Origin of the sequence: Bradyrhizobium sp. 482_C4_N1_8, from assembly GCF_052075965.1 — a bacterium.
In the GTDB taxonomy this organism is placed as follows: Bacteria; Pseudomonadota; Alphaproteobacteria; order Rhizobiales; family Xanthobacteraceae; genus Bradyrhizobium; species Bradyrhizobium barranii.
Genome location: NZ_CP197231.1, coordinates 6,774,181 through 6,793,715 on the forward strand (window position 1 = coordinate 6,774,181; position 19,535 = coordinate 6,793,715).

Consider the following 19,535-nt stretch of genomic DNA (forward strand, 5'->3'; position numbering starts at 1 on the left):
GTGACGGGCGCAAGGCGCGCCCGCGCAATTCGATGGTGTCGCGGCGCCGACGCGCGCTAGTATGTCCGCAATATTCCTTCACGAGAAAATGCGGGAGCGCGCGATGGATCTGAAATTCTCAAAAGTGGAACGCAAGGGGCCAATCACGATCATCACGCTGTCGCGGCCCGAGGTCTACAACGCGCTGCACATCGATGCGCATTTCGAGCTCAACAAGGTGTTCGACGACTTCTCCGCCGACCCCGAGCAGTGGGTCGCGGTCGTCACCGGCGCCGGCGACAAGGCGTTCTGCGCCGGCAACGATCTGAAATGGCAGGCGGCGGGCGGCAAGCGCGGCTGGGACAAGGGCGGCTTTGCCGGCCTCACCTCGCGATTCGACTGCGACAAGCCGATCATCGCCGCGGTCAACGGCGTCGCCATGGGCGGCGGCTTCGAGATCGCGCTCGCCTGCGACCTGATCATCGCGTCCGAGAACGCGACCTTCGCCCTGCCCGAGCCACGCGTCGGCCTCGCCGCACTCGCCGGCGGCCTCCATCGCCTGCCGCGCCAGATCGGGCTGAAGCGCGCCATGGGCATGATCCTCACCGCGCGCCATGTCAGCGCCAAGGAGGGCCACGAACTCGGCTTCGTCAACGAGGTGGTGCCGCAGGGCGAGGCGCTGTCGGGCGCGCTGCGCTGGGCGGAGATGATCACCAAGAACTCGCCGATGTCGATCCGGGCATCGAAGCAGACCATCCAGAAGGGCCTCGCCGTGTCACTGGAACAGGCGATCGAGGAGCAGCGCGAATATCCGGCGGTGAAGGCGATGGTGGCCTCGCAGGATTATATCGAGGGCCCAAAGGCATTCTCGGAGAAGCGGCCACCGAAATGGGTGGGGAAGTAGAGCGCCGCTCTCCTCGTCACGACGACGGATGCCCCAACACCACAGGTGTCATGCCCCGGCTTGACCGGGGCATCCAGTACGCCGCGGCTTCAACGTATCTCACTGCCGTCTCTGGAATACTGGATCGCCCGCCCCTGTGCGCAATTGCGCACTAGGCGGGCGATGACAGCGGAGAATATGGCACCGTCTACCCGCCTATCGCCCCAGCTCCCGCTTGTATGACGCGTAATTCGGCTGGTCCACCGCGAGCTTGTCCATCGTGGTCGCCCACAGATGCTCGGCGAGCCCCGGCGTTGCGAGGTCGATCTCGCCCGTGGCGATGCGCTCGGCGAGCGCGCGGTTGAGATCGGTGACCGAGCCATCCATGCCCATCAGCGCGCGCAAACGCTCGACTTCCTTCGCGTCGCTCCCCTCCTCCTGCGTCAGCTGCCGCGTGACGAGGTCGAGGATGTTGACGGCGACGCGCAGCTTGAAGGCCTGGTGGCCCGAGATCAGCGGCGTGATGTCGTTGCGGAGGAAATCGGCGACCGCCTTGGTCAGCTCGGTCGGTGTTGGTTCGTCCTGCATGTGTCAGCTCCCGCGCGGCGCCAGCAGCCGCAACAGATCGATCTCGGTCTCGCTGGCGCGGCGGCCGATCATGGCGCGTTCCATCGAATGGTCAGGCCCCTCGCGAAACCGCTGCATCATGCCGCCGCACATGATGCCCCAGCGCAGCGTGCCCATCACTTCCCAGAATTTTACGCGCACGGGATCGACTTTTCGGCCTGCCGCTTCGTAGCCGGCAAACAACTCCTCGCGTGTGCCAAAACCGCCGACCGGCTTGTCGATCTCACCAAAACGCCAGGAATTGACGCAGACCCAGCCGAGATCCTCCATGGGATCGCCGAGATGGGCGAGCTCCCAGTCGAGCACGGCACGGACACCGTCGGCGCCGATGATCAGATTGCCGTTGCGGAAATCGCCGTGCACCAGCGTCATCTCGGCCGAGGGACCGGGATCATGGTCGCGCAGCCAGCGCAGCGCCAGCTCGAACACGGGCTTGGGCCAGTTCAGGCTGCGATAGTCGCGCTCGAACTCGCCGATCTCCTGAGTCGCGGACCGGCTGCGCAGCTCGGGCAGCTTGTCCTGCGGCAGTTTGTGCAGGCCGGCGAGCACGCCACCGATCTGCCGCGCGAGACGCGGCCGCGCCGCCGCGTACTCATCATCGCGAAGAATCTTGCGGGCGATGGTCTCGCCCTCGACCCGCTGCATGATGAAGCCGGTGCCGAGATTTTCGTCCGGCGTCAGCACATGCATGACGCGCGGCGACGGCACGCCTGCCTCGAAAGCGAGCTGCATCAACTGCGCTTCAGCGGCGAGACCCGCCGCGCGCGTCGGCGCGGCGCCATAGCCCTTCGGCGAGCGTCGCAGGATCGCGCCGATCAGCCCATCGGGATGCTCGATGTCGAAGCGCCAGGTTTCCTGGCTGGCGCCGCCGGACAGTTTTGCTGCGCCGGTGACGCCGGTCGCCCCTTCGCACCAGCGCGCGACGCTGCGGGAGAGCTCGGCCTCGATCATTTGCCTTTGAACTGCGCCGGGCGCTTCTCCAGGAACGCGCCAACGCCTTCACGGAAATCGTCCGTGTCGCCGGCACGCAGCTGGCACTGGAATTCGAGATTGAGCTGATCCTCGAACGAATTTTCGGGGCTGTCCCAGTAGAGCTTGCGGATCAGCGACAGCGCGACGGTCGGGCCGCTGGCAAGGTCGCGCGCAAGCTTCATCGCCTCCTCCATCAGCACGCCGTCGTCATAGACGCGGTTGACGAGGCCCCATTCCAGCGCCTTCTCGGCCGGCAGCCGCTCACCCATCAGCGACAATTCGACCGAGCGCGCCCGGCCGATCAGGCGCGGCAGCAGCCAGGTCGAGCCGCAATCCGGCACCAGGCCGATGCGACGAAACGCTTGAAGAAAATAAGAGGACCGCGCGCACAAAATCATGTCGCCGAGCAGTGCGAAGCTCATGCCGGCGCCGGCCGCCGGGCCGTTGACCGCGGTCACGATCGGGCAATGCAGATTGCGGATGCGCCGCAAGAAGGGATGAAAGCCGGTCTCGAGCGTCAGGCCGGCCTTGGTTTTCTTCGACTGGTTGTTGCGCCCCTGCAGATTCGCACCGGTGCAGAACGCCCGCCCCGCGCCGGTCAGCACCACGCAGCGGACCTCGCCCTTCTTCTCCTCGATCGCGTCGAGGGCATCGGAGAGGCCACCCAGCATGTCCATGGAGACCGCGTTCATCACCTCCTGATGGTCGAGCCGGAGGATCGCGACCGAACCATCGAAATCGAGCGTGACGTGTTTGAACTGCATGGTTTCCTCGTCAGTTGGTACTAGCGATGTTTCGCAGACCGGAATTAGTTTTGCCGGGGCGCATATTTGATTTTTGTCGCGGCCTTGTCCATGGTGGTCCGAACATACCTTGTCGTCGTATCGCACAATCTTGCGCGCACAGGCTGGTGCGCGCCCGTGCCAAAAACAGGAAACGCGCCATGAACCTTTTCGACCTCACCGGCCGCGTCGCCGTGATCACCGGCGGAAATGGCGGTATCGGGCTCGGCATCGCGCAGGCGCTCGCCGGCCAGGGCTGCAACGTCTCGATCTGGGGCCGCAATCCTGACAAGAACAAGGCTGCTGCCGCGAGCATGACGGGCCTCTCCGGCAAGGTCGACACCCGCGTCTGCGACGTCACCGATCCGGCTTCGGTCAATGCCGCGATGAAGGCGACGCTCGACATTTTCGGCCGGGTCGACGGCTGCTTTGCCAATGCCGGAATCGGCGGCGGCGGCCGGCGTTCCTTCATCGAGCGCACCGAGGAAGAATGGCGCACGATGTTTGCGACCAATCTCGACGGCGTGTTCCACGCGTTCCAGGCCGCCGCAAAACACATGACCGAACGCGCCAATGCCGGCGATCCCTTCGGCCGGCTGGTCGCGACATCGAGCCTCGCCTCGATCTTCGGCACGGCGCGCAACGAGCATTATGCCGCGACCAAGGCCGCGATCAACGCGCTGGTGCGCGCGCTCGGCGTCGAGCTGGCGCGTCACGGCGTCACCGCGAACGCGATCCTGCCCGGCTGGATCAAGAGCGACATGACCGCGGGCATCATGGCCAACGAGAAGTTCGTCGCCAATGTGATGCCGCGCATTCCGATGCGGCGCTTCGGCGAGGCCAGCGATTTCGGCGGCATCGCGGTGTATCTGATGAGCAAGGCGTCGTCGTATCACACCGCGGATACGTTCGTGATCGACGGCGGCTATACGGCGTTTTGAATCTCGTAGCCCGGATGGAGCGAAGCGTAATCCGGGATTTTCAAAAACAAGCAAGACCCGGATTTCGCTGCGCTCCATCCGGGCTACAAACTCTGAGGGGAATGGGCAAATGTTCTCACACATCATGATCGGCACCAACGATCTCGACAAGGCCAAGGCTTTTTACGACCAGCTGCTCGGCACGCTCGAGGTGCGCCCGGCCAGGGTCGACGGCCATCGCATCTTCTACATCACCAAGACCGGCGTGTTCTCGGTGACGAAGCCGATCAACGGCGAGGCCGCCACGTGTGCGAATGGCAGCACCATCGGCTTTGCCGCCAACTCGCCTGAGCAGGTCGACAAGTGGCACGCAGCCGGTGTCGCCGCCGGCGGAACGCCGATCGAGAATCCGCCCGGCATCCGGGAGGGCGCAGGGAACAAGCTCTACATCGCTTATTTGCGCGACCTCGATGGCAACAAGATCTGCGCGATGCATCGGCTGCCGAACTGATTGCTCCAGGACGGTGTCATTCCCCGCCTTGTGCGCAATTGCGCACTGGAGCGGGGAATCCAGTACGCCGCGGCTTCTCCGTAAATCGCTGACGTCACGGAGTACTGGATCGTCCGGTCAAGCCGGGCGATGACAACAGTGAGTGCGGCCCGCACCTGCCTCCTCACCCCGTTCAAACAACATTTCAAACACGCTCGCGATATTCCATCGCATGGCATGGGTCGCCTGAAAAAATGTGCGCTCGCGCTTTGGCCGCGCTGCGACTATTCTGCGGCCCAACGCGATCTCAGTGACCCCGGGAGGAACAATGACAAAGCACGCCTACATACCCCGCACCACCAACTACACTCTCAATCCCGGCGACGAGCTCAACGATCTGCGCATGTCGGACCAGGTCCGGCCGCTCTACGATCACGTCAGGAAATTCATCCGCGACACCGTCGAGCCGATGTCGATCGAATTCGCCAAGGCCGGCGAAGGCAAGCAGGATCGCTGGAGCTTCACCCCGAAGCAGCTCGAGGTGCTCGAGGTCGCCAAGAACAAGGCCAAGAAGGAAGGCCTGTGGAACTTCTTCCTGCCCGACGACGAGACCGGCCAGGGCCTGAAGAATCTCGACTACGCCTATATCGCCTCCGAACTGGGCAAGAGTCCGCTGGCCTCCGAGACGATGAACTGCTCGGCGCCGGACACGGGCAACATGGAAGTGTTGGAGCGCGTCGGCACCAAGGAGCAGAAGGAGAAGTGGCTGAAGCCGCTGATGGACGGCGAGATCCGCTCGGCCTATGTCATGACCGAGCCGAACGTCGCCTCCTCCGACGCCAAGAACATTTCGACGACCGCAAAGCTCGTCGGCGACGAATGGGTCATCAACGGCGAGAAATATTACATCTCCGGCGTCGGCGATCCCCGCTGCAAGATCCTCATCGTGATGGTGAAGACCAATCCGGATGCGGCGCCGAGCAAGCAGCAGTCGCAGATCCTGGTGCCGCGCGATACGCCCGGCGTCGAGGTGCTCGGGCCCATGTACGTATTCGGCCAGGACCACGCCCCGCGCGGCCACATGCACATGCGCTTCAACAACGTCCGCGTGCCCAAGGAGAACATGCTGCTCGGCGAAGGCCGCGGCTTCGAGATCTCGCAGCTCCGCCTCGGCCCGGGCCGCATCCATCACTGCATGCGCACCATCGGCAAGGCCGAGAAGGCGCTTGATCTGATGGTGCAGCGTGGCCTCACCCGTGAGGCCTTCGGCAAGAAGATTGCCCATCTCGGCGGCAACATGCAGATCATCGCGCAGGCGCGCTGCGAGATCGAGGCGATGCGGCTGATGGTGCTGAAGGCCGCCAAGGCCATGGACGTGCTCGGCAACAAGGAGGCCCGCGTCTGGGTCTCCATGGTCAAGGCCATGGTGCCGGAGCGCGCCTGCAAGATCATCGACCAGTCGATCCAGATGCACGGTGCCACCGGCATCTCGCACTGGACCCCGCTTGCCGAGATGTACCAGGACGTGCGCCATCTGCGCTTCGCCGACGGTCCGGACGAGGTGCACTGGATGGTGGTGGGACGCCACGAGCTGAGCATGGCGTAAAAGTCTCTCCTCCCCCTCTCCCCGTTCTTACGGGGAGAGGGTTGGGGTGAGGGGCCTCTCTCTACACGTGAGATCATCGAGGGACCTGTACCCCCTCACCCGAATTCGATCTGCGATCGAATTCGACCTCTCCCCGCATCCGCCTTCGCTAAAGCTTCGGCGGACATGAGCGGGGCGACAACTCACGGAGCCACCATGGAATACGCCGCCAGCGACCTGACGCCACGCGAGCGCTACAAGGTGCTGACGTCCTTCATCCTGCCACGGCCGATCGCGTGGGTGACCTCGGTCGGGCCGACCGGAATCGTCAACGCCGCGCCGTTCAGCTTCTTCAACGCCTTCTGCGAAGATCCGCCGCTGTGCATGTTCGCGGCGAACCGCAAGCCCAACGGCCAGGACAAGGACACGTTCCTCAACATCCAGCGCACTGGCGAGTTCGTGGTCAACCTCGCCGACGAGCCGCTGGCGAAGGCCATGCACGAGAGCAGCGGCGACTTTCCCCCTGAAGTGGGCGAGCCTGACTATCTCGGGCTGAAGCTCGCACCGTCGGCGAAGATCGCCGTGCCGCGGCTCGCCGACACGCCCTGGGCGATGGAGTGCAAGCTCTGGAAGATGATCGACGTCAACGACGATCGCCGGCTGATCATGGGCGAAGGCATCCACTTCCATATCCGCGACGAACTGTGGGACGACAAGGCGATGCGGGTGCACATGGACCGCTATCACCCGATCGGCCGCATGTTCGCCGATCGCTACTGCCGCACGGATGATCGAGTGGTGTTTCCGGCGGCGGAAGGGGCGAAGGGGAAGTAGGCCGCGCCATCGCGCTCCCTCGCCCCGTTCTTACGGGGAGAGGGCTGGGGTGAGGGGCTGCCTCCGAGAAAACAGTGTGAGTTGGACTCGCGGAGAGTCCCCCTCACCCGAATTCGATCTTCGATCGAATTCGACCTCTCCCCGCAAGTGGGGCGAGGTGAAGCGAGCACCACCTACGTCGCGGCCGGCTCGCCGATCTTGTCCTGGGTCTTGGTGTCGAAATCGCCGGCGTCGTGCCGCTCGTGGAGCTGGCTGGCGGGATCGCCGGAGACGCGGTTGACCATGCGGCCGCGCTTGACGGCCGGACGCTTGGCGATCTGATCGGTCCAGCGCTGCACGTGCTTGTAGTCCTGCACCGACAGGAATTCGCCGGCGCCATAGACCAGCCCCTTGGCGAGCGCGCCGTACCAGGGCCACACCGCGATGTCGGCGATGGTGTAATCATTGCCCGCGAGGTACTCGTTGTCGGCAAGGCGCCGGTCGAGCACGTCGAGCTGGCGCTTGACCTCCATCGCAAAGCGGTCGATGGCGTATTCGATCTTGGTCGGCGCGTAGGCGTAGAAGTGACCAAAACCGCCGCCGAGATAGGGCGCGCTGCCCATCTGCCAGAACAGCCAGGACATCGCCTCGGTGCGGCTCTTGATGTCCTTTGGCAGGAAGGCGCCGAACTTCTCGGCGAGATAGACCAGGATCGAGCCGGATTCGAACACCCGGATCGGCTCCGGACCGGAGCGGTCCACCAGCGCGGGAATTTTCGAATTCGGGTTGATGTCGACAAAGCCGCTGCCGAACTGGTCGCCATTGCCGATCCTGATCAGCCAGGCATCGTATTCCGCGCCCTTGTGGCCGAGCGCCAGCAGTTCCTCCAGCATCACCGTGACCTTCACGCCATTCGGCGTCGCCAGCGAATAGAGCTGGAAGGGATGCTTGCCGACCGGCAGCTCCTTGTCGTGGGTCGCGCCGGCAATGGGGCGGTTGATGCTGGCGAACTGCCCGCCGTTCTCCTTGTTCCAGGTCCAGACTTTGGGCGGCACGTAGGCGGGGGCGTCGGTCATGCGGGGGCTCCGGCGAAAAAGATGCGCCTGCATTAATTAGCCCGCGAATGGCCGATGGCAAGGGCGCAGAAATGCATTGCCGGGCAGGGCAACTCTACGTTTCGTCATGGCAGGCCACTTCCCCGCCCTCGTTCCGCGCCCGCCGCTCCGCGCCCCCCGGGAATAACGATCGGAAAGAGCCAGGTTCAGGACGCGGCTGCCGTCAGCCCCTGCTCGGCCCGCCCCAGCAAAAACCCCTCATATCCCTTCGCCGCGACCTCGTCGCAGATCCGGCGGTAGACACCGACGCCGCCGATATAGGGCATGAAGATGCGCGGCTTGCCTGGAATGTTGGCGCCCATGTACCAGGAATTGGCCTGCGGATAGAGCGTGCCGCGGGCGACCTCGTTGACATGGGCGACCCACTTGTCCTCGGCCTCCCCGCTTGCCTCCATGGTGGCAACACCCTGCCTGCGCATGTGGACGAGGCAATCGGTGATCCAATCGACATGCTGCTCGATCGAGACGATCATGTTCGAGAGCACCGACGGACTGCCGGGGCCGGTGATGATGAAGAGGTTCGGAAAGCCCGCGCTCATCAGCCCGAGATAGGTCTTTGGGCCTTCCGCCCATTTCTCGTTCAGCGTCCGTCCGCCCGGGCCACTGATGTCGATCTTCGCGACCGAGCCGGTCATGGCATCGAACCCCGTCGCCATCACCAGCGCGTCGACCTCGTGGTCCTTGCCTGCGACACGCACGGCATTCGCGGTGATCTCCTCGATCGGATTGGTCTTGATATCGACCAGCGAGACGTTCGGCCGGTTGAAGGTCGCGAAATAATCCGTATCGATGCAGATGCGCTTGGTGCCGATCGGATGGCTGTTGGGCTGGAGCAGCTTCGCGGTTTCGGGGTCCTTCACGATCTCGGCGATCTTGCTGCGCACGAAGTTCGCCGCGGTATCGTTCGCGGACGGCTCGAGGCCGAGATTGTTGTAGACATACATGAAGGTGAGCCCGCCGCGCTCCCAGCGCGCCGAATATTTGCCATTCCTGGTCTCATCGCTGTCGTCGAGCGCGCCGCGATCGGGTTGCTCGGCGAAAATGCCGTTGCGCGCGACTTCGCGGGCGAAGCGGCGGATCTCCGGATAGGTCTTGCGGACGTTACTGCGTTCTTCGTCGGTCAGCGCGGCGTTGCGCGCGGGAATCGAAAAATTCGCCGTGCGCTGAAACACGGTGAGATGTCTTGCTTGTTCGGCGATGACGGGCGTCGATTGGATGCCAGACGATCCCGTCCCGATCAAGCCGACGCGCAAGCCCGTGAAGTCGACGTCTTCATGCGGCCAGCTGCCAGTGTGGTAGACCGGTCCCTTGAAGCTCTCAAGGCCCTTGATGTCGGGCTTGCGCGCGTTCGAGAGGCAGCCGGTCGCGAGCACGATGAACTGCGCCTCAACCGTCTTGCCGTCGGACGTCGTCACCGACCAGCACTTCGCCCGCGCGTCGAACGCCGCGCGCTCGACGCGGGTGTCGAACTGGATGTCGCGGCGAAGATCAAAACGGTCGGCAACGTGGTTGGCGTAGTTCAGGATCTCCGGCTGCGGCGCGTAGCGCTCGCTCCAGTCCCACTCCTGCTGAAGCTCTTCCGAGAACGAGTAGGAATACTGCATGCTCTCGACATCGCAGCGCGCGCCGGGATAGCGATTCCAGTACCAGGTGCCGCCGACGCCACCGCCCTGCTCATAGACGCGCGCCGAGAAGCCAAGACCGCGCAGGCGGTGCAGCATGTACATGCCGGCAAAGCCCGCGCCGACGACGACCACGTCGTAAGCTTTCACGGTTCGAGCCGGACTCGCTTGCGCTTGCGACATCGGTTGGCGCTCCCTCGCTGTTTTCTCTTTGTTTGCGCCAGCATTCTCACAGACTCACAAAAGCGCAAGAGACAAATCGGCGGGCTCTGGCCTGTTTATTTTGTGCAGCGGAATGGCTCATCCGCCGCGTGGCGTCTGCACGCAAGATGCGCGGCCAAATCCGGATTGGCATCGTTGACGACGATGGGCTAGCTTCGAAGCGCCTTCGCTCAAGCAAAGCAACAACAGCAACGCGACGGCTGCCGGGAGAGAGCCATGAAATCGCCGATCTGCGACATGCTGGGCATCGAGTTCCCGCTGCTCGCCTTCAGCCATTGCCGCGACGTCGTTGCCGCCGTCAGCCGTGCCGGCGGCTTTGGCGTGTTGGGTGCCACCGTGCACACGCCCGACACGCTCGAACGCGAGCTGAAATGGATCGACGAGCATGTCGACGGCAAGCCCTACGGCATCGACGTCCTGATCCCCGAAAACATCTCGACCGCGGGCGAGAAGGACGTCACCTGGAAGAGCCTGGAGGCGCGCGTACCGCAGGAGCACCGCGCCTACACGCGCGACCTCCTGATGAAGTACGATATCGAGTTGACGACAAGTGATGTGGCCGACAATCAGCCGCAACCGTTCGACGCGAAGACCGCACTTCAGCTGCTCGAGGTCTCCTTCAACCATCCGATCCGATTGATCGCCAACGCGCTGGGCGTGCCGCCGAAGGCGATGATCGAGATGGGCAGGAAGCACGGCGTGCCGGTTGCCGCCCTCGTCGGCGCCAAGGAGCATGCGTTGCGGCAGGTTGCGGCCGGCGTCGACATTCTCGTGGTGCAGGGCACCGAGGCCGGCGGCCATTGCGGCGAGGTCTCCACCCTGGTGCTGGTGCCGGAGGTGATCAAGGCGATCAAGAACATCCGCGACGTGCCGGTGCTCGCGGCCGGCGGCATCATGACGGGACGGCAGATGGCCGCCTGCATGGCGATGGGCGCGGCCGGCGCCTGGACCGGTTCGGTGTGGCTCGCCACCGTCGAGGCCGAGACCACGGAGATCTTCCGCGAGAAGATGATCGCGGCATCCTCGCGCGACGCGATCCGTTCGAAGGGGCGCACCGGCAAGCCGGCACGCCAGCTCCGCTCGGTCTGGACCGATGCCTGGGACCGCGCGCCGGAAAGCCCAGGCGCGCTGCCGATGCCGCTGCAAAGCGTCATCAGCCGCGACGCCTTCAACGCGATCGACCGCGCGGCGGCGAGCGGCAACGCCAAAGCGCGCGACCTCGTCAGCTATTTCGTCGGCCAGGGCGTCGGCCTGATCGACAGCGTGAAGTCGGCGGGCGCGGTGGTGCAGGAGTTCAAGGAAGAATTTGCCGAGGCCGTCGAGCACATGAATGCGCTGGTGGCGGAGTAGCATCCACATCGTCATTGCGAGCGAAGCGAAGCAATCCAGACTGCCTCCGCTGATGCATTTCTGGATTGCTTCGTCGCTACAACGCAAAATTGCTTCGCAATTTTGTCGCGAGCTCCTCGCAATGACGAAGCAACTAACATCGTGAATCGAGATTATGACTGACAAGACCAATATCCCGGAAGACCTCATCCCCGTCATCGTCGGCGTCGGCGAGATCATCGACCGACCCAAGGAGATTACCGACGGCCTCGAGCCGTTGGATCTGCTCGAACAGGCGCTACGGCGGGCTGAGCAGGACGCCGGCGCAAAACTGCTTGGCGAGGTGCAGTCGCTCGACGTCGTCAACTTCCTGAGCTGGCGCTATCGCGATCCGGAAAAGCTTTTGGCGCAGCGGCTCGGCATTGCGCCGGCGCATTGCTATTACGGCCCGGTCGGCGGCGAGAGCCCGATCCGCTACATCCACGAGGCGGCAAAACGCATCGCGCGTGGCGAGTGCACGGTGGCGGCAGTCTGCGGTGCGGAGGCGCAGTCGACCGCGACCAAGGCTGAGCGCGCCGGGATCAAGCTACCCTGGACGCCGTTCGCCCATGACGTCGAGGAGCCCAAGCGTGGTGCGGCATTCCAGAAGCCGCTCGCGGTGAAGCTCGGCGTGTTCCGTCCCGTCACGGTTTATCCATTCTATGAGTCCGCCTCCTCCGCCCATTGGGGCCAGACGCCGCGCGAAGCCATGGCAGAGTCCGGCACGCTGTGGTCGCGCTACTCCGAAGCCGCCGCCGAAAATCCCAACGCCTGGCTGAAGCGGCGCTATGCGCCGGACGAGATCACGACGCCGTCGGCGGACAACCGCCTGATCGCCTGGCCCTACAACAAGCTCATGGTCGCCAACCCCAGCGTCAACATGGGCGGCGCGCTGCTGCTCACCAGCCTCGCCAGGGCGCGCGCGGCCGGCATCGCCGAGGACAAGCTGGTCTATCCGCTCGGTGGCGCCTCGGCCGAAGAGCCGCGGGATTACCTCCTGCGCGATCAGTTCCATGAAAGCCATCCACAGAATGCGGTGCTGAAGGCGGCGATGGACCTCGCCGGCGGCGACGGATTCGACGCGATCGAGCTCTATAGCTGCTTCCCTTGCGTGCCCAAGATGGCGCGGCGGACGCTTGGCCTCGGGGCCGACGTGCAGCCGACCGTGACCGGTGGTCTCACCTTCTTCGGCGCGCCGCTCAACACCTACATGACGCATGCGGCCTGCGCGATGGTGCGGCGTGTGCGCGATGGTGCCAAGCTCGGGCTGCTCTACGGCCAGGGCGGCTTCGTCACCAAGCACCACGCATTGGTGGTGTCGAAGACGCCACGTGCGGCGCTGGCGCAGGAGACCAGCGTGCAAGCCGAGGCCGACCGCAACAAGCGCGCGGTGCCCGAGTTCGTCACGGAGGTTTCAGGCAGGGGCAAGGTCGAGAGCTTTACGATGCTCTATGGCCGCGGCGGCGATGTCGAACACGGTGTGGTGATGCTGCGGACGGCGGACGAGCGGCGCACACTCGCGCGCATTCCGGCGAGCGACGCGGCGACGCTGGCGCATCTGCTCAACATGGATCGCACGCCGGTAGGCTCGCTCGGCGAGATCGCGATGGCCGCGGATGACGTGCCGGAGTGGCGGGTGGCGTAGCTTTCGTAGGGTGGGCAAAGGCGCTCTTGCGCCGTGCCCACCATTCTTCCTCCAATCACATGAAGACGGTGGGCACGCTTCGCTTTGCCCACCCTACGAGATCAACCTAGCCCTTCGGCGCCTGCTTCTCCGACGCCGTCGCCGGCTTGCCCTTGGCACCGGCACCGCCGGCGACGCGAACCTGGTCGCCGTCGGAAATACCATCCGGCGGGGCAGTGATCACGCGGTCGTCGGGTGCGATGCCCGAGGCGAGTTCAATCTCCTTGCCGAGATCGCGTGCGATGGTCACGGTCTTGAACTGCACCTTGTCGTCGGGACCGACGGTCGCAACACGCAGACCGCTGCCGTTGAAGATCAGGGCACTGGCGGGAATGCTCAGCGGCGCGGTGTCGCGCTGAAGGTTGAGCTTCACGCTGGCATAGCCGCCGGGCATCAACTCGCCGTTGGAATTGTCGAGCCGAAGCTGCATGCGGGTGGTTCCTGAGGCGACGTCGACGGCCTGCGAGGACGCCTCGACCGTCGCCTGGAATGTCCGGTTCGGGTATTCCGGCATGACCATGGTGGCCTTGGCGCCGATCTTGATCGCAGGCACGTAGTTCTGGGGAACGTTGACGTAAACGCGCAGCTTGGTGATGTCGGAGACCACGAACATCGCCGGGCCGGAGCCGCCGCCGGCATTGATCAACGCGCCGACGTCGGTATCGCGCGCCGTGACCACGCCATCGAACGGCACCGTGATCTTCTTGTAGCCGGCCAGCGCTTCAAGCCGTTCGACATTTGCCTGGCCTGAGTGGACGGCCGCGTTCTTGTTGGAGAGATCGGCGGTGCGCTCGTCGATCTCCTGCGCGGAGACGAAGTTGGAGGCGACCAGCGTCTTGCGCCGGTTGAGCGTTGCTTCCGAGAGCCTGGCACTGGCCTGCTGGCTGGCGAGGTCGGCGCGGGCCTGAAGCAGTTGCTGGTCGAGGTCGGGCGCCTCGATCTCGGCGATCACCTGCCCCGCCTTGACGCGCGCGCCCATGTCGACGCTCCAGCTCTTCAGATAGCCGGAGACGCGTGCGAAGATAGGCGCGCGGTAATAGGCTTCGAGCCGACCCGGCAGGTCGATGGTGCCGTTGAGGGATTTTGCGTTCGGCAGGGTCACCGCAACGCTGGGAACGGCCTGATCGTCGGTCCATTCCTTCAGCTTGGAGCCCTGCTCCTCGCGGGCACGAATGCCGGTACCCACGACGAGGCCTGCCGCAATCAGCGCCACCACGCCGAAGATGCCCAGTTTCCGGTGCGACACCGGGGAGCGGGGTTCAGTGGGCGACATGCGGAGTCTCCAATGGGGCGGCGGCTTTGGCGCCCTGTTTCTTGTGTACCATACTGAACACCACGGGAACAAACATCAGCGTGGCGAAAGTTGCAAAGATCAGGCCGCCGATCACGGCGCGGCCAAGCGGCGCATTCTGCTCGCCGCCCTCCCCGAGCCCCAAAGCCATCGGCGCCATGCCGATGATCATGGCGAGCGCGGTCATCAGCACCGGGCGGAACCGGACGAAGCCGGCCTCGAGTGCAGCGGCGATGGGGTCACCGAGCTCCTCGTAGCGCTCGCGGGCGAAGGAGATCACCAGCACGCTGTTGGCGGTGGCAACGCCCATGCACATGATCGCGCCGGTCAGGGCCGGCACCGACAGCGTCGTCTCGGTCATGAACAGCATCCAGACGATGCCGGCGAGCGCGGCCGGCAGCGCCGTGATGATCACGAACGGATCGGACCAGGACTGGAAGTTCACGACGATCAGGAAGTAGATCAGCACGACGGCACCGAGCAGGCCGAACAGAAGACCGGTGAAGGCGCTGTTCATGGTCTGCACCTGGCCGAGCAGCACCACGGAGGAGCCCTTCGGCACGTCCTTGGCGGTGTCGGCGATCACCTGGCGGATGTCGGCGGCGACCGCGCCGAGATCGCGACCCGAGGTCGTGGCAAAGATCTGCACCAGCGACTGGATGTCGTATTGCGACACCACCGCGCTCGAGGTCGAGCGCTTGATGTCGGCGATGCCGCCGAGGATCGGCGATTGCGAATTGCCGGTGGCCGTGATCGGCAGCGTCTGGAGCGCGCTGAGCGAGTCGATCTGGTATTGCGGCGTCTGCATCACGATCGAGTAGGACACGCCGTTGTCCGGATTCAGGTAGTAGGTCGGCGCTACCTGCGAGGAGCCGGCGAGATTGACCACGAGGCTGTTGGTGACGTCGCGCTCGGTCAGGCCGACATATTGCGCGCGGGTGCGGTCGACGTCGATGTTGAAGGTGGGATTGTTCGGCGACTGCTGGATACGCGCATCGGCAACGCCGGGAATCTTGCGAACCTTCGCCAGCAGGTTGTTGGCGTAGGCAAAGTTGGCGTTGATGTTGGCGCCGCGGATCTGCAGGTCGATCGGCGCCGGCGCGCCGAAGTTCAGGATCTGGCTGACGATGTCGGCGGGGAGGAACGCGAAGCTGACGCCGGGGAACAGGCGCGGCAGCTGCTCGCGCAGCACGCGCACGTGCTCTTCCGTCGGCTTGTGGCCCTCTTTCAGCTTGATCTGGATGTCGCCGTCCTGCGGGCCGATCACGCCCGTGTTGTTGTAGGTCATGTTGATGCCGGAGATCGGCATGCCGATGTTGTCGGTCAGCGTCTCGATTTCGCCGGGGATCAGCTTGCGGATCGCCTTCTGGACGTCTGCGAGCTGGTTGGCCGTCTCCTCCACGCGGGTGCCGACCTGGGTGCGGACATGCATCAGGATATTGCCGGCATCGACCGCCGGGAAGAAGTTGCGCCCGAGGAACGGCACCAGCGCGAAGGACGCGCCGACCACGCAGAGGAAGCCGATCACGAACACCGCGCGGTGCACCAGCGCCAGTCCCAGCAGATTATGGTAGCCGCCGCGGATGCGCTCGAACCGCTTCTCGAAGCCGCGCTGGAACCAAACCAGCGGATTGCGCGACTTCGGCGGGCCGCCCTCGTGATGGACGTGCGCCTGCAGCAGATAGTTCGCCATGGTCGGCACCAGCGTGCGCGACAGGATGAACGACCAGATCATCGCGAACATCACGGCTTCGGCCATCGGCACGAACAGGAAGCGGGCGACGCCGGAGAGGAAGAACATCGGCACGAATACGATGCAGATGCACAGCAACGAGACGAAAGCCGGCGTCACGATCTGGTTGGCGCCGTCGAGGATCGACTGCTCGACCGGCTTACCCTGCTCCAGATGGTAGTTGATGTTCTCGATGGTGACGGTGGCGTCGTCGACGAGGATGCCGACCGCGAGCGCAAGGCCGCCGAGCGTCATGATGTTGAGCGTCTCGCCGATCGCCGACAGCATGACGATGGCGCCGAGCACCGAGAGCGGGATCGAGACCGCGATGATGACCGTGGAGCGCCAGCTGCCGAGGAACAGCAGGATCATGACGCTGGTCAGCAGCGCCGCGATCACGCCTTCGATCGCGACGCCTTGAATCGCACCGCGGACGAACACCGACTGGTCGCCGATGAAGCCGATCTTCAGCGCGTCCGGCAGCTGGTCCTTGACGTCGATCACCTTCTGCTTGATGCCGGCGATGATGTCGAGCGTCGAGGTCGCGCCCGCCTTCAGCACCATCATCAGCACCGAGCGGTTGCCGTCGACATGGACGATGTTGGTCTGCGGCGGATTGCCGTCACGCACGGTCGCGACGTCGCGCACATAGACCATCGCGCCATTGACGGTCCTGATCGGCAGATTGCCGAGCTCGTCGATCTTCAGCGGCGAGTTGTTGAGCTGGATGTTGTATTCGAACTGGCCGATCTTCTGGGTGCCGACCGGCGTGATCAGGTTTTGGGCTGCGAGCGCGTTGGCGACGTCCTGGCCCGACAGGCCGCGCGCCTGGAGCGCGGTCGGATCGAGGTCGATCTGGATTTGGCGCTGCTTGCCGCCGAACGGATACGGGATCGCCGCGCCGGGCACGGTGACCAGCGGGGTGCGCAGGTTATTAATGCCGATATCGGCGAGGTTCTGCTCGGTCAGGCCATCGCCCGACAGCGCCACCTGGATGATCGGAACGGTCGAGGCGGAGTAGTTCAGGATCAGGGGCGGCGTTGCGCCCGGCGGCATCTGCTTCAGCAGCGTCTGCGAGATCGCGGTGACCTGCGCGTTGGCGGTGCGGATGTCGACGTTCGGCTGGAAGAAGATCTTGATGATGCCAAAGCCGTTATAGGAGTTGGCGGTAATGTGCTCGATGTCGTTGACGGTCGTCGTCAGCGCGCGCTGGAACGGCGTGGTGATGCGGCCGGACATCTGGTCCGGCGGCAGGCCGGTGTACTGCCAGACCACCCCGATCACGGGGATGCGGATGTCCGGGAAGATGTCGGTCGGCGTCCGCAGGGCCGCGAGCGGCCCGATGATCAGGAGCAGAAGCGCGAGCACGACAAACGTGTAGGGTCGGCTCAGGGCAATACGGACCAGAGCAATCATCGGTCAGGCAATTCCAAATCGGGGGACAGGGAACACGCCCCACGGGTTCCTGAGGCTGATTTACCCGAACACCGTGGAAATGGCCAACGACGGCGCCGCCCCGTGCGGTCACTTCCCTGCTATCGCACTGCGAAATCGCATTCCAGATATGCAGCCTGCGGCCGGAATATTACGGAAGCGGCTTACCCCCGTAAAAAGAAGCGGCTTACCCCCGTAAAAAAGCGGCGCCCGCAGGCGCCGCTTTCAGAACTGCGATCGTGTCCCGGCTCAGGCTGCGCGGACGTTGGTCAGGAACTTGCTGACCTCGATCTTGAGGCGGCTCGAGTCGTTGGACAGCATCTGCGCTGCCGACAGCACCTGCGAGGAGGCCGTGCCGGTCTCGGTCGCACCGCGCTGCACGTCGGTGATGTTGGAGGAGACCTGCTGTGTGCCCTGCGCCGCCTGCTGCACGTTGCGGGCGATCTCCTGGGTCGCTGCGCCCTGCTCTTCCACCGCAGCCGCAATCGCCGAGGAGATTTCGGAGAGACGCTCGATGGTCGAGGAGATCTCCTTGATGGCGCCGACCGAGTCGTTGGTCGCCGCCTGGATGCCGGAGATCTGCTGGCCGATCTCGCCGGTCGCCTTGGCGGTCTGCTCGGCGAGCGCCTTTACCTCGGAGGCGACCACCGCGAAGCCGCGGCCGGCTTCACCGGCACGCGCCGCCTCGATGGTGGCGTTCAGCGCCAAGAGGTTGGTCTGGCCCGCGATGGTGTTGATCAGCTCGACGACGTCGCCGATGCGGGAAGCCGCCTTCGACAGCTCGCTGACGCGCTCGGTGGTGGCACGGGCCTGGCCGACGGCGTCGCCCGCCATCCGCGCTGATTCCTGCACCTGGCGGCTGATCTCGCCGACCGACGAAGCCATCTCCTCGGTGGCCGAGGCCACCGACTGCACGTTGGTCGAGGCTTCCTCCGAGGCCGCGGCGACCGTGGTCGCCATCCGCTGTGAGCGGTCGGCGGTCGAGGTCAGCGTCGAGGCGGAGGCTTCGAGCTGGGTCGAGGCCGACGACACGGTCTGGACGATCTCGCCGATCATCGTTTCGAAATCGCGGGTGATGCCGTCGACGCGGCGGCCGCGCTCGATCTTGGCTTCGGCATCGGCGGCGGCGGCCTCGTCGGCGGCTTTCTTGGCGATCAAGGCTTCCTTGAAGATCTGGAGCACGTCGGCCATGGCGCCGATCTCGGTCTTCTCGCCGCGATGCGGGACTTCGGCGGAGAGGTCGCCCTTGCCGAGCGCCTGCATCGGCTGGATGATCGAGTTGATGCCGGCGGAGACGTCCTGGACCAGGTAGAAGCTGACGCCGATGCCGATGATCACGGCGGCGCCGAGGACGATCGAGACCAGCATGAAGGCATAGAAATAGCTGTCGGCGGCATCCTGGGCAGCCTGGTCGCCGCCCTTGGTGTTGAGATCGATGTCCTTCATCAGGACCTCATCCGACGCAAGGCCGATCTTGTTGACCGTCTTGGTGTTCAGCTCCTGGGCGTCATGCGGGACCTTGCCGGCCTCCTTGCGTGACAGCGCCATGACGTCTTCGGTGCCCTTCTTGTAGTCGTCCCAGAGCTTGGCCCATTCGTTGTACAGCCGGCGTTCCTCGGGTGAAGTGATCATCGGCTCGTAGGCCTTGCGGGACTTGGCGAGCGCCTCGATGACGGTGCCGGCCGTCTTTTCGTTGGCGAGCTTCTCCTCGAGGGTCTCGGACAGCATGTGCTGGCGGACCACGTTGCGGTAGGTGATGACGCTGGCGCGGAGTTCGCCGAGCACCCGGACGCTGGGCAGCCAGCTCGTGGTGATGTCGGTGGTGTTGGCGTTCATCGACCGCATCTTCGTGACGGCGAGCAGGCCCATGCCGGTCATCGCGACCAGCAGGAACGCCACGACACTGATGATCTTGGCGCGAATGGAAATGGTGGCGAACATAATCGGGTCTCGTTGTGCTGGCGCGGGCGCGCGTCCGGGAGGTCTTAACAATCAACCAAAAGGAGCGACGCCGAC

At 64.6% G+C, this 19,535-nt stretch carries 15 protein-coding genes; 7 read left to right on the plus strand and 8 right to left on the minus strand.

Features of this window, described 5'->3' with window-relative positions; all coding sequences use genetic code 11:
* The first annotated feature begins 103 nt into the window (after positions 1-103).
* The gene (locus AB7Z56_RS32160) at positions 104-883 is read left to right on the plus strand and encodes an enoyl-CoA hydratase-related protein (protein ID WP_166351187.1); all 780 of its coding nucleotides are present in this window, start codon (positions 104-106) and stop codon (positions 881-883) included.
* A 195-nt stretch (positions 884-1,078) separates the two neighbouring features.
* Here AB7Z56_RS32160 and AB7Z56_RS32165 read toward each other — a convergent pair whose 3' ends face one another.
* The 3 genes from AB7Z56_RS32165 to AB7Z56_RS32175 are packed head-to-tail and all read right to left on the minus strand — an operon-like array spanning position 1,079 to position 3,225.
* On the minus strand, positions 1,079-1,450 hold the full coding sequence (locus tag AB7Z56_RS32165; protein WP_063984684.1) for a DUF6285 domain-containing protein: 372 nt from the start codon (positions 1,448-1,450) through the stop codon (positions 1,079-1,081).
* Between the two features lie 3 nt (positions 1,451-1,453).
* Positions 1,454-2,440 (minus strand): phosphotransferase family protein, encoded by a 987-nt coding sequence (locus tag AB7Z56_RS32170; protein ID WP_063984685.1) that lies wholly within the window; start codon positions 2,438-2,440, stop codon positions 1,454-1,456.
* A complete protein-coding gene (locus tag AB7Z56_RS32175) occupies positions 2,437-3,225 on the minus strand; it encodes an enoyl-CoA hydratase/isomerase (RefSeq protein ID WP_028146899.1) in 789 nt (262 codons plus the stop codon). Before AB7Z56_RS32175 ends, AB7Z56_RS32170 begins: the two co-directional genes overlap by 4 nt.
* A gap of 179 nt (positions 3,226-3,404) precedes the next feature.
* On the opposite strand from AB7Z56_RS32175, the gene AB7Z56_RS32180 reads away from it, so the two are divergent.
* The 4 genes from AB7Z56_RS32180 to AB7Z56_RS32195 all read left to right on the plus strand — a co-directional run bounded on the left by AB7Z56_RS32180 (position 3,405) and on the right by AB7Z56_RS32195 (position 7,072).
* A complete protein-coding gene (locus AB7Z56_RS32180) occupies positions 3,405-4,184 on the plus strand; it encodes an SDR family NAD(P)-dependent oxidoreductase (RefSeq protein WP_063986559.1) in 780 nt (259 codons plus the stop codon).
* A 109-nt stretch (positions 4,185-4,293) separates the two neighbouring features.
* Positions 4,294-4,674, plus strand: coding sequence for a VOC family protein (locus AB7Z56_RS32185; RefSeq protein WP_231144415.1), 381 nt, complete (start codon positions 4,294-4,296; stop codon positions 4,672-4,674).
* A gap of 307 nt (positions 4,675-4,981) precedes the next feature.
* Entirely contained in the window at positions 4,982-6,259 is a 1,278-nt protein-coding gene (locus AB7Z56_RS32190; RefSeq protein WP_063984686.1) for an acyl-CoA dehydrogenase family protein, read from the plus strand.
* A gap of 195 nt (positions 6,260-6,454) precedes the next feature.
* On the plus strand, positions 6,455-7,072 hold the full coding sequence (locus AB7Z56_RS32195; RefSeq protein WP_063984687.1) for a flavin reductase family protein: 618 nt from the start codon (positions 6,455-6,457) through the stop codon (positions 7,070-7,072).
* Positions 7,073-7,245: 173 nt separating this feature from the next.
* Here the strand turns inward: AB7Z56_RS32195 and yghU are convergent, their stop codons facing one another.
* Both yghU and AB7Z56_RS32205 read right to left on the minus strand, forming a co-directional pair.
* Positions 7,246-8,127, minus strand: a complete 882-nt coding sequence (yghU, locus tag AB7Z56_RS32200) for a glutathione-dependent disulfide-bond oxidoreductase (protein ID WP_063984688.1) — start codon at positions 8,125-8,127, stop codon at positions 7,246-7,248.
* 185 nt (positions 8,128-8,312) lie between these two features.
* Positions 8,313-9,971, minus strand: coding sequence for a flavin-containing monooxygenase (locus AB7Z56_RS32205; RefSeq protein WP_063984689.1), 1,659 nt, complete (start codon positions 9,969-9,971; stop codon positions 8,313-8,315).
* Between the two features lie 255 nt (positions 9,972-10,226).
* Between AB7Z56_RS32205 and AB7Z56_RS32210 the strand changes: the two genes are divergently transcribed.
* Together AB7Z56_RS32210 and AB7Z56_RS32215 are read left to right on the plus strand one after the other, a co-directional pair.
* Positions 10,227-11,360 carry a nitronate monooxygenase gene (locus AB7Z56_RS32210; RefSeq protein WP_063984690.1) on the plus strand — a complete coding sequence of 378 codons (1,134 nt, stop codon included), beginning with the start codon at positions 10,227-10,229 and terminating at the stop codon, positions 11,358-11,360.
* Positions 11,361-11,514: 154 nt separating this feature from the next.
* Positions 11,515-13,023, plus strand: a complete 1,509-nt coding sequence (locus AB7Z56_RS32215) for an acetyl-CoA acetyltransferase (RefSeq protein WP_063984691.1) — start codon at positions 11,515-11,517, stop codon at positions 13,021-13,023.
* A 106-nt stretch (positions 13,024-13,129) separates the two neighbouring features.
* Here AB7Z56_RS32215 and AB7Z56_RS32220 read toward each other — a convergent pair whose 3' ends face one another.
* The 3 genes from AB7Z56_RS32220 to AB7Z56_RS32230 all read right to left on the minus strand — a co-directional run bounded on the left by AB7Z56_RS32220 (position 13,130) and on the right by AB7Z56_RS32230 (position 19,460).
* The gene (locus AB7Z56_RS32220) at positions 13,130-14,335 is read right to left on the minus strand and encodes an efflux RND transporter periplasmic adaptor subunit (protein ID WP_063984692.1); all 1,206 of its coding nucleotides are present in this window, start codon (positions 14,333-14,335) and stop codon (positions 13,130-13,132) included.
* Positions 14,322-17,501, minus strand: coding sequence for an efflux RND transporter permease subunit (locus tag AB7Z56_RS32225; protein WP_063984693.1), 3,180 nt, complete (start codon positions 17,499-17,501; stop codon positions 14,322-14,324). Before AB7Z56_RS32225 ends, AB7Z56_RS32220 begins: the two co-directional genes overlap by 14 nt.
* A 267-nt stretch (positions 17,502-17,768) precedes the next feature.
* Complete coding sequence (locus AB7Z56_RS32230; protein WP_441256725.1) at positions 17,769-19,460, minus strand: methyl-accepting chemotaxis protein; 1,692 nt, start codon at positions 19,458-19,460, stop codon at positions 17,769-17,771.
* Positions 19,461-19,535: the final 75 nt, after the last annotated feature.

Excerpts from the sequence above, each read along its gene's own strand:
- AB7Z56_RS32160 (WP_166351187.1), top strand. The coding sequence starts at position 104 with ATGGATCTGAAATTCTCAAAAGTGGAACGCAAGGGGCCAATCACGATC.
- AB7Z56_RS32165 (WP_063984684.1), bottom strand. The coding sequence starts at position 1,450 with ATGCAGGACGAACCAACACCGACCGAGCTGACCAAGGCGGTCGCCGAT.
- AB7Z56_RS32210 (WP_063984690.1), top strand. The coding sequence starts at position 10,227 with ATGAAATCGCCGATCTGCGACATGCTGGGCATCGAGTTCCCGCTGCTC.
- AB7Z56_RS32220 (WP_063984692.1), bottom strand. The coding sequence starts at position 14,335 with ATGTCGCCCACTGAACCCCGCTCCCCGGTGTCGCACCGGAAACTGGGC.
- AB7Z56_RS32230 (WP_441256725.1), bottom strand. The coding sequence starts at position 19,460 with ATGTTCGCCACCATTTCCATTCGCGCCAAGATCATCAGTGTCGTGGCG.
- yghU (WP_063984688.1), bottom strand. The coding sequence starts at position 8,127 with ATGACCGACGCCCCCGCCTACGTGCCGCCCAAAGTCTGGACCTGGAAC.
- AB7Z56_RS32190 (WP_063984686.1), top strand. The coding sequence starts at position 4,982 with ATGACAAAGCACGCCTACATACCCCGCACCACCAACTACACTCTCAAT.
- AB7Z56_RS32175 (WP_028146899.1), bottom strand. The coding sequence starts at position 3,225 with ATGCAGTTCAAACACGTCACGCTCGATTTCGATGGTTCGGTCGCGATC.
- AB7Z56_RS32180 (WP_063986559.1), top strand. The coding sequence starts at position 3,405 with ATGAACCTTTTCGACCTCACCGGCCGCGTCGCCGTGATCACCGGCGGA.
- AB7Z56_RS32215 (WP_063984691.1), top strand. The coding sequence starts at position 11,515 with ATGACTGACAAGACCAATATCCCGGAAGACCTCATCCCCGTCATCGTC.
- AB7Z56_RS32170 (WP_063984685.1), bottom strand. The coding sequence starts at position 2,440 with ATGATCGAGGCCGAGCTCTCCCGCAGCGTCGCGCGCTGGTGCGAAGGG.
- AB7Z56_RS32195 (WP_063984687.1), top strand. The coding sequence starts at position 6,455 with ATGGAATACGCCGCCAGCGACCTGACGCCACGCGAGCGCTACAAGGTG.
- AB7Z56_RS32205 (WP_063984689.1), bottom strand. The coding sequence starts at position 9,971 with ATGTCGCAAGCGCAAGCGAGTCCGGCTCGAACCGTGAAAGCTTACGAC.
- AB7Z56_RS32225 (WP_063984693.1), bottom strand. The coding sequence starts at position 17,501 with ATGATTGCTCTGGTCCGTATTGCCCTGAGCCGACCCTACACGTTTGTC.
- AB7Z56_RS32185 (WP_231144415.1), top strand. The coding sequence starts at position 4,294 with ATGTTCTCACACATCATGATCGGCACCAACGATCTCGACAAGGCCAAG.